The 9,504-nt window shown below is 53.2% G+C and carries 9 protein-coding genes; 4 read left to right on the top strand and 5 right to left on the bottom strand.

Annotation, left to right across the window (positions count from 1 at the left end):
- Positions 1–239, top strand: a 239-nt coding sequence (locus tag AC1RQ9_RS17950; protein WP_485987993.1) for a hypothetical protein, incomplete at its 5' end; no start/stop codon positions are given.
- 26 nt (positions 240–265) lie between these two features.
- On the opposite strand, the gene AC1RQ9_RS17945 is transcribed toward AC1RQ9_RS17950, so the two are convergent.
- From AC1RQ9_RS17945 to AC1RQ9_RS17930, 4 genes are read right to left on the bottom strand one after another with little or no spacing between them, the layout of a single operon-like run.
- Positions 266–3,400 (bottom strand): efflux RND transporter permease subunit, encoded by a 3,135-nt coding sequence (locus AC1RQ9_RS17945; RefSeq protein WP_217420444.1) that lies wholly within the window; start codon positions 3,398–3,400, stop codon positions 266–268.
- A complete protein-coding gene (locus tag AC1RQ9_RS17940) occupies positions 3,400–4,434 on the bottom strand; it encodes an efflux RND transporter periplasmic adaptor subunit (RefSeq protein WP_146891046.1) in 1,035 nt (344 codons plus the stop codon). Before AC1RQ9_RS17940 ends, AC1RQ9_RS17945 begins: the two co-directional genes overlap by 1 nt.
- Complete coding sequence (locus AC1RQ9_RS17935; RefSeq protein ID WP_217420443.1) at positions 4,431–5,873, bottom strand: TolC family protein; 1,443 nt, start codon at positions 5,871–5,873, stop codon at positions 4,431–4,433. The genes AC1RQ9_RS17940 and AC1RQ9_RS17935 overlap by 4 nt, the downstream gene beginning before the upstream one ends.
- Positions 5,866–6,516 carry a cation efflux transmembrane domain-containing protein gene (locus AC1RQ9_RS17930; RefSeq protein ID WP_159264422.1) on the bottom strand — a complete coding sequence of 217 codons (651 nt, stop codon included), beginning with the start codon at positions 6,514–6,516 and terminating at the stop codon, positions 5,866–5,868. Before AC1RQ9_RS17930 ends, AC1RQ9_RS17935 begins: the two co-directional genes overlap by 8 nt.
- A 73-nt stretch (positions 6,517–6,589) precedes the next feature.
- Between AC1RQ9_RS17930 and AC1RQ9_RS17925 the strand changes: the two genes are divergently transcribed.
- Positions 6,590–6,988, top strand: coding sequence for a MerR family transcriptional regulator (locus AC1RQ9_RS17925; RefSeq protein ID WP_003618791.1), 399 nt, complete (start codon positions 6,590–6,592; stop codon positions 6,986–6,988).
- 335 nt (positions 6,989–7,323) lie between these two features.
- Here AC1RQ9_RS17925 and AC1RQ9_RS17920 read toward each other — a convergent pair whose 3' ends face one another.
- Complete coding sequence (locus AC1RQ9_RS17920) at positions 7,324–7,650, bottom strand: winged helix-turn-helix transcriptional regulator (protein WP_019092466.1); 327 nt, start codon at positions 7,648–7,650, stop codon at positions 7,324–7,326.
- Positions 7,651–7,777: 127 nt separating this feature from the next.
- Here AC1RQ9_RS17920 and AC1RQ9_RS17915 point away from each other — a divergent pair, with 127 nt between their 5' ends.
- Entirely contained in the window at positions 7,778–8,767 is a 990-nt protein-coding gene (locus AC1RQ9_RS17915; protein ID WP_159264425.1) for an NADPH:quinone reductase, read from the top strand.
- Positions 8,768–8,930: 163 nt separating this feature from the next.
- Positions 8,931–9,056: a zinc-binding dehydrogenase gene (locus AC1RQ9_RS17910; protein WP_082267141.1), complete on the top strand. Its 126-nt coding sequence runs from the start codon at positions 8,931–8,933 to the stop codon at positions 9,054–9,056.
- The last annotated feature ends 448 nt before the right edge of the window (positions 9,057–9,504 follow it).

Raw genomic sequence — 9,504 nt, 5'->3', positions numbered from 1 at the left:
CGACAGTAGCCCTTGGTATAAATCATTTGGATCGGGCAACGATGCTTTCGGTTTTCGGCCTTGACACGATGATGTTCGGTGCGGGCGGCAATCCAGATTTTCTGGACAGCGTCAAGATTCATGAAGGCAATTCCGAACCCAACCAGAAGGTCGAGTCAGACCGAATGGTGGCCGAGCGTGATACGGAAGCAGTTTTCATTCTGGGTTCTATTGGCATATCGGACATAATCTTCAAGTAGTTCTGTGCAGCAGTGGCCCATACCTGTCACTTGAACAAGGTTTCCGGAACTCCCGTTTCGTTTTCAGAAAAACTACCAAATTTGACAGCAAGAATAGGCAAAACAAACAGGTTAAGTATCATTGATGTCATGAGCCCTCCAAGAATGACAGCTGCCATAGGTCCTTCGATTTCCCGCCCAGGCGCATTCATATCAACAGCCAGAGGCGCCAGTCCAAGCGCCGTAACGAGCGATGTCATGAGTACGGGGACGACGCGGTCTCTGGCCCCCCGGAGCGCTGTTGTTACTCCCCATGTGAGATGTTCCCGCTCGACCAAAGTCTCAAAATGCGAAATCATCATCACCGAATTCCGAAGCGTAATCCCGAATAGAGTAACGAAGCCGACTGTTGCCCCAAGAGTTAGCGTTGTGCCGGAAACAATGATTGCCAGAATGCCGCCGACAAATGCGAAGGGAAGATTGACGAGTATCAGAGCGAGATTGCGCCATCCTTGTGTGATTATTGAGAGCAGAATCATGACCGCTATGGCAGCGAGCCCGGAATTTATAAACAGTTCCTTGCGTGATTGTGATTCAGCTTCCGCTGCGGATGTAAACTGAACGTAGGTTCCAAGAGGCAGTTTGATATTTTTTGCTATAGCCGTGCGTGCGTCCTGAACGAAAGATTGAGTTGATCGTCCTGTAACATTTGCGGTGACAGTCTGTGTTCTCTGTGCTCCCAGATGTGACACCTGATAGCGACCGTTCGTCTCATATATGTCTGCGACAGCGCGGAGTGGTACGTAGTTTCCGTGAACAGTATGCAGTGGCAGGAAGCCGACAGACGCAACATCATTACGACTTGCGTCATCAAGACGAACCATAACATTAAAAGCCGCAGAACGCTCGTATATCTGCCCCACGGTTTCACCCTGCCAGGCTGTATGGATGGATCGGAGTACATCCGCCGACCGAAGCCCCCAGCGCTCCAGATCAGCAGGGCGTAGCCGAATAGCAAGTTCCGGAACACCAGGGGGTGCTTCTATCCGGACATCTGTTGCGCCATGTATCTGATGCAACATGCGGACAATATTATTTGCCTGGATATCCAATACATCCAGATCATCGCCAATAATATTGATTGCCACAGCCGAAGACGAACCAGAAAGGGTTTCGTTTACGCGCATCGTCAAAAAACTACTGACAGAAAAACTGGCCCCAACGAACCCGTCAAGCGCTTTGCGAACGCGGGCATCAATCTGTCGGGAAGCCTTCCCATCCACCTGATTCAAATCAACCTCAAACTCGCTGGTATGTGGTCCATACGTGTCCTCATCCAGCGAGGCGCGTCCGACTCTCTGAGCAACCGAACGGATTTCGGGAAGCTGACGAAGTTTTTCTGTAACCTGTCTACCTAATTTCAGAGACTGTTCCAGGGAAGTCCCCGGAGCAGCCGTCATATGAATGATAAGGTGACCTTCCTTGAAATCAGGAATGAAATCGCTTTCAAGGAATGGAAGGGCCGCAAACCCTATCAAGGTGGTCAGGATCATCCCGCCTATAACAAATCGGGGATGGCGCATTAATCTGGCCAGAAGACGTTCATAAGCTCTGGCGGTCCATCCTGCCAGGGGGGGCTCTCTCCGGGTTTCTCCAGGCGTCGCCAAGAGCCATGCGCAGAGTGCAGGTACAACGGTTACAGCAGCGGCAAGAGAAGCCATGACCGCAAGAACATAAGCTGTTGCCAGTGGAGCAAACAGTCGTCCCGAAAGTCCGGGAAGGGCGATGACAGGCAAGAAAACGATAATGACAGCAAAGGTCGCGTAAACCACTGCACTGCGGACTTCAACGCATGCATCGAGTACGACGCGCGCTGTAGATGCGGGCTGGACCAGAAGCCGGTTCTCACGCAATCGGCGTGTAACATTTTCGACCCCGATCACGGCGTCATCCACGACCTCGCCGATGGCGATAGCAAGCCCCCCCAGGGTCATGGCATTCAAAGTAACCCCGAGTGTCTCCAGCAACGACAGGGCTATCAGAATAGCCAAAGGTATGGTGGCGCAACAGATTGCAGCGGTTCGCAGGTCAAAAAGGAAAAGAAAGATTACGGCAACCACCAGAAAACCGCCCAGAAGCAATGCTCGTGTGGCATTCCCCAATGCGGTCGTAATGAAATTGGCGGGTCGGAACAGGTCAGCATGCAATGTAATCCCCTGTCCCTGCAATTGCGGGCGGAAATCGGTAAGTGCCGCCTCGATTTCCCGGGTCACAGCCATCGTATTGGCACCGTACTGTTCCCATATATTAACCACAATGCCTGTTTTTCCCTCGATACTGGCCGCGCCGAAGGCGGGAATAGGGGCTTCAGTTACAGTGGCAATACTGCCCAGTGTGACAGCACCATTATCAGAGCGGACAATCACAGTGCGGGCCAGACTTTCTGGCGTCAGGGCCTGACCGTCAGACTGAAGAACGACTCTTTGGTTCGGGGTATCAATAAAGCCGGCCCCCTGTATGCCAGTTGCTTCCTGGGCAGCCGCAAGGACGTCATCAAGTCCGATATGATGCAAGATGAGTTGGTCTGGATGTACCTGTATCTGGAGTGACCGACGCTCCCCGCCAAACACACTGACTCCAGCCACACCAGGCAACGCCAGCAGACGCGGCCTTAATGACCAGTCAGTAAGCGTGCGCAACTGCATGAGGGACTGTTGTTCCGACGTCAGACCAATCACCAGTACCAGACCGGCGGATGAGGTCAGTGGCGTCATAGTCGGAGCATGAACACCGGCTGGCAATTGCTGTGCAACAACATTCATTTGTTCCCCGACCAGTTGCCGGGCGCGATAAATATCGGTCGATGTCGCAAACAGGACGTTGACGACTGACAGTCCCTGAATCGAAGTCGATTGCACGCGCTGAATACCCGGGAGGCCGGTCAGGGCAATTTCCATTGGGCGACTAACCAATGTTTCGACCTGTTCCGGCGTAAAACCAGCGGCTTCGGTCTGGATCGTGACCCGTGGCGGAATGAATTCCGGAAACACATCATAGCTGGCATGTCTCAAGCCATACAGGCCATAGAAGAACAACAGACATGCGGTTGCGATAACCACGCCCCGGAAGCGGATCGAAAACCCGATAATAGCTGCCTGAAGGCTGAAAGAACGTCCCGTCATCAGTCGTCATCGTCTCCTGATTCAAGCTGAGCTCGGAATTCTTCAGACAGAAGTAATTGCGTACGCTCTACGACGATTTGCGTTTCGTGTGTGATTTGTCCTGGAGTATCTTGGATCAGGTAGCCACCTTCTCGGTCCGGCACGTCGGTCGTAAGGGGTAGGCGTGTAAATTTTCCGTGTCCGTTATCACGGTATATCCACGACTTACCTTGCAGCCAGATAATAGCTGATGCAGGTATCCGGATACCGGGACGTTCCTCTTCGGTAGGCAGGAGAACGGAAACATTCATGCCCGCGACAAGCTGACTTTCAGCCGACGCAAAATAGAAAAAGCTACGCCCCTGAATAGCAGGATCGGTCATGGTTACAGGAGACAAATAGTGGAGCATTGTCCCGTGTCCACCCGTGTTTCCATAATCGGTCACATCCGCCTGACTTGGTGGGGTTGGTAGATCCGTATCTGGTGGAAGGGTCACCTTGACCAAGACCACTTGTTGTTGAAGTAACTGTGTAATGAAAATTGTATTTTTTTCGGTAGCGTCAGATATGACCGAACCAAATTGCTGTCTGATAATATTAAGTGCGTTATTCACCCGGACCTGTTCTGCTTTTACCATAGCTGAGTTGGACTGAAATCTGGCTGTTGTCTCCTGGAATTGTTCCTGAGAGATATTCTGCCGGTCGCGATACAGTCCTTTGTCACGATCGAGTTTCGCACGGGCAAGCGTCTGCTGTGCCTGCATGCTCTCCAGCCGCGCTTTCATGTCAGCATAATCACTAACAAGAGTGATAAGTTGTGTTGCGTTCAGAACGTAACCATAGGCGGGAACCAACTTTCTCCAAGGCACGATGCTGGGTCGTGCAGAAGCGATGCCACTCTTCGTAACTGCTTCCGGGGAGACCGTCACGGTCGCCTCTGCGCCAAGAACCGAAACTGGTGGATCATCATCATCTGCAACAGCAATGTCCGCCACGTTTAGAACTAGGAAGACAGAAAGACCTACAAGAGGCAGCCAGAAGGCCCTCGCTTTCATGGTGAGTTCCTTTGGTTATTTTCAAGCAGGCCGGAAACCTGCGCGGCACTGGTGTGATCAAAAATGGGCTGCTGCATGCCATCTTCGATCTGACCTATGGCTTGCCGTTGCTGAATTTCTGCTTCAAGAAGAGCGGTCTCTGCTTGAATCTGCTCTATATGAGTCATAACCATCGTTGGTCGGTCGATTGCGCCTGACTGAAGGCGGTGCTGCATCTGGTTCAGCCTTACCCGTACGGTTTTGGCAAGTTCATCCGCCTGTAGCAGAATTGATGTCGTGCCGCGGTAATTGGCCGTAGCCTGCGAGATGGACTTAAACACCGTGTTCTCTGCACGCCGGAGACGAGCCGCCGCCTCATGCTCCTGCCCAACAGCTTCAGCTATGGGGCCTTCGTTCTGATTGAAAATCGGAATTTGCAGAGAGGGATTTACCTCAAAGCGATTTGAAATATCCCAGTTATAGGCGGGACTGATGGTGACATCGGGATAGCGTCGGGAAACTTCGACCCGTAGAGCCTGTCGGGCGGCGTCATAAGACGCAAGAAGTTCCCGCAGATCCGCGCGTTGCATTACGGCTTGGTATCTCATGTCCTGTGAATCGCGGTATTCCATGAGGTCGGGACAGACATCAAATGCTTTTGTATCAAGAGCAATGGAATCAAGTGCTTCGGCAGGAACCCCGATTGCTCCTGCCAGAGCTGCCTTACGGACGGCATACTCGCGCCGCAGATCACTGACAGACAACTCGGCATGGATCATTTCCGTCCGTACCTGCGATATTTCGAGAGCGGATGCTCGCCCCTGATCAAAACGTGCCTGTTCCAGGGTAAAGAGTTCGCGTTTAGCTGCCGCAGTCTCTTCCACAAGCTTGAGGCGCCCGGATACAGCCCAGACGCCGAGAAGAGCAGACCGCGTGTCGCTGCGTAGTTTCCATGCAGTATTGATGACTTCCCATTGCGCGACGGCAGCCCGATATCTGGCTTCTTTGATACGGTGATAACGCCTGCCGAAAAATTCGATCAGTATTGACGCGCCGTAGCCGACGTAATGAGCCGATGGGCCACCCAGCACCGTGAAACTGGGATTGGGCAGTTGACCGGCTGTCTTGATTCCAGCGCGAGCCGTTTCCAGTTCAGCTTTAGCTACAAGGATATCGGGATGAAAATACAAGGTAGCAAGCGTCAGGCGAGTGATGCCCCATGCGTTTTCCTGACTCGATACGTTTGGTCCGAGAACTTTTGTAATGAATTCTTGCAATCCGGCATCCGTAAATTGACGGCCGGAAAATTTCTGGACATCTGATTCCGGCGAAATATTTGAGTGATCACTATTTGTACAGCCACAGAGCAGGGGAAAAATCAGGAGAATGAATGCCGCATTATAGCGTGTGCGTCTCCTTACCTGCTTAATATATTCTAGAGTATTATATGATTTATACATTGATATGTCGTGATATATCTGATTTGTTATCTGTTAGTTCTACTCTCGATTGTCGCATAATCTGCACACCTCCACTAATACCAAGCATCGCAAGGATGGCAGCTACCGCAATATCCGGCCACGCAGAACGAGTGCCAAACACGCCCAGAGCTGCCAGCACAACGGCAACATTTCCGATCGCATCATTACGAGAGCAGATCCATACAGAACGGCGGTTGGCATCACCTTTCCGGTGTGTCCATAATATGAGGGCACAGGCCAGATTGACCGCGAGGGCAAGCAGACCAATGCCGCCCATTGCGTCTGGGTGAGGCGGATGGTTGCTGTTCATTACTATCCACCCAGCATTGGCCATTACCCATAGCCCAGCCATGAACAGGGTCAGGCCTTTCAGAAAGGCCGCGCCAACTCGCCATCGCAATGCCATTCCGGCAACACTGAGGCTTATTGCGTAGTTGGCGCTGTCGCCAAGGAAATCAATCGCGTCCGCCTGTACGGATGCAGATCCAACCGACACGCCAGCCCCAGCTTCAACGGCAAACATGCTGGCATTGAGAAAAAGCGCGATCAGGAGCGCTCTCCGCCATGATTTATTGATTGGTAGCGGCGTATCTGTGCATCCACCACAGCATCCTCCTGCCATCCAGCGCCTCCCTGACGAATCATCTGTTTTAATGTATGCTCCCTGTAGCAACTACAGGGTCAAGAGGCAGGGAATGCGATCGATTGGTGCCTTGGGGAAGGCGACGAATACCAAAGTCGAGACGATCCGCTATTACGAACGGATCGGTCTTCTGGCTCCGCCACAGCGGACCGATGGCAATTATCGCACTTATGATGATGAGGCACTCGCGAGACTGTCTTTTATTCGTCGATCTCGGGATCTGGGTTTTTCATTAGACCAGGTAAGAGCTCTATTATCCCTAACGGATCAGGGAACCCAGGATTGTAAGACAGTTGATAGAATTGCTCGTGACCATATGGCAGAAATTGAGCGCAAAATTGCGGATCTCATCGCATTGCGCCATGAACTTTCTACGATGATAGAATCATGCGGGGGAGGTAATATTTCAGAATGCCGAATTATTGAAGCACTTTCTCCGTTTGATAATTAGTTCTCCTGACTTTTTTCGCAGCCAGTCGATTCTGCATTTGACGGAAGATTACCCGAAATAGTTATACGGCCTCATCCTCACGTGTCAGAATCTGAAAAATCCTCATGGAAAATTCAAGGACTATACGTGCTCCCATGGTGGCAGTTTATGATCAGGCCAGTTCTGAAGCAGACATTCGGCTTCCCCCCCTTATCCACCTGCCTGCTCCGTCCATGTTGAACAGACAGACGGCCCACGCCTCGTTTCGGACGCCGAGCGCAGCCCTGAGTTTCCCCGACGCGGACATGGCTACATGGCGCGGGAGGATTGGGCTCTGTCAGACCCGCGCGGCTCGCCTATAGCTGTTGAGCCGCGTAATTTTCGCCCCACAGCTTCATCGCTTCCAGGACAGGCGCAAGCGTCCTGCCCCGCTCCGTGAGCGAGTATTCAACCCGGGGAGGCACTTCCGCGAACACCTCACGACGGATCACGCCATGTTCTTCCAACTGCCGGAGTTGGAGCGTGAGCGAGCGTTGCGTCACCCCACCAATCAGGCGGCGTAGTTCACCGAACCGCTTCGTCCCGCCGAGGAGATAATGAAGGATCAGCGGCTTCCATTTGCCGCCGGCAACTTCGACTGTGACTTCGACGGCACAGCGAAAAGGCTTCGGATCTGATGTCATAAGGCTATTAGTATACTATCTATCTCTATATATCAAATAAGTGCCTTCTTGCATAAAAGCCTGCATGTGAAGATTTTCTGCTCTGTAGCGTCCGCTTTGTGGCGTCCTCCAACAGTAGGAATTGATCATGCGTGCCATTTACTACGACCGCCAGAGTGCGGCGGACGATGTCCTGATCCTCGGCAATCTCCCGACTCCCTCGCCCAAGGCGGGCGACGTTCTCGTGCGCGTACACATGTCTGGCGTTAATCCGACCGATATGAAAGCACGGACCGGATTCTCGTCTGCTATGCCCTATGAACGCATCATTCCTCACCAGGATGGTGCCGGTGTGATCGAAGCTGTGGGCATGGGCGTCCCGGCATCGAGGATTGGGGAACGTGTGTGGATCTTTGAAGCGCAGGCAGGTCGTGCCGAGGGAACAGCGGCTGATTATGTCGTCGTTCCTTCCGCCAATGCGGTGCCGCTGCCGGCCACGACGTCGTATGAAATCGGCGCATCTCTTGGCATTCCGGCGTTGACCGCGCATCGCTGCCTCTTTGCCGACGGAGACCTCAAGGGCCGGCGGGTTCTGGTTCATGGCGGTGCCGGGGTGGTCGGATCGGCCGCGATCCATCTCGCCAAATGGGCGGGAGCGTGGGTTGCGACGACGGTCCGCAAACCGCAGCACGAGGCAATCGCACGTGAAGCTGGAGCTGATTTAGTCCTCAACCTGCGCGGCGAAGACGTCCCGGCCAGGATACGGGACGCCACGGCGGGCAAAGGCATTGATCGGATTGTCGACGTCAATCTCGTCGAGAACCTCGACCTGGATCTCGACTGTCTGGCGAACGGTGGAGTCATCAGCTCCTACGCGATGCGCGACGCGGCGGATGAAAGTTCGATCCCGCTGCTGCGCGCGATGATCGCCGGTGCCGTCTTCCGGTTCGTCTATATCTACACCGTGCCGTTGTCGGCCAAGCAGGCTGCTATCATCGACATCACCGCCTGTCTCGAAGCAAAAGCCTACAAGCCTGTGATTGGCCTGATCGTGCCCCTCCACCGCACAGCAGACTCACACACCGCTCTCGAACAGGGGGCCGTCACTGGCAAGGTACTTGTTCGGGTGGTCGACTGATAAGGCGGCAAGGCAACTCCGGCTTATCCTCGCCGCACAGCTGTCATTCGGCTTCCATCAGACCGTCTCGTTCGGGGATTCCGGGCTTTAGCGGATATCTGTGCCCGTTCTATGTAACGCCCCCTGTGGGTGACAGACCGATGGTGAAAGACCTTGCGCGCGCATGGACCGCGTCCGGCCTAGGCCTGTGATCGACAGTGTGTTTCCCTTTGCTCGGGCAAGGGAGGCATTTGACCATCTCATGACTGGTAGCCATGTCGGGAAAATTGTCATTGCCCTCTCGGACTAACCCACGCGATAATGGTTCTCTATATTGCTCCGACGGCATGACGGCTGTCCTGGCGTGTCCAGTTGCACATTCAGATGAACCGTAGTCGGACGGTCCGCTTACCCCCATTCCGGACGCAGCCTCAACTGCGATCAGCAAAGAGATAATGGAACGATACATTTTGCTTATGAACCTATTGGCTCCGGATCGAACGGATGTGGGTCTGGTCGGATCGCTTTAAACAGTGAGTGATAGAACTACGTGAACTTAACTCTTTGGAGAGGACATTAACGCGACGAAGTGGCGTGATGACCTGGACGGAGCACCCAACCATTAATCTGTATCGATCATTATTGCACGGATTGTATGGTATATGGTCGAATGGAATCTCATCGAATATATGGAAATTCCATCCCATGTCCGCATACCCCTATCTCGCCCACTGGAAAGAAGAGATCAGCCGGAGTCG

Source organism: Komagataeibacter ossonobensis (assembly GCF_057359305.1).
This window is presented reverse-complemented; position numbering and strand designations above follow the sequence as displayed.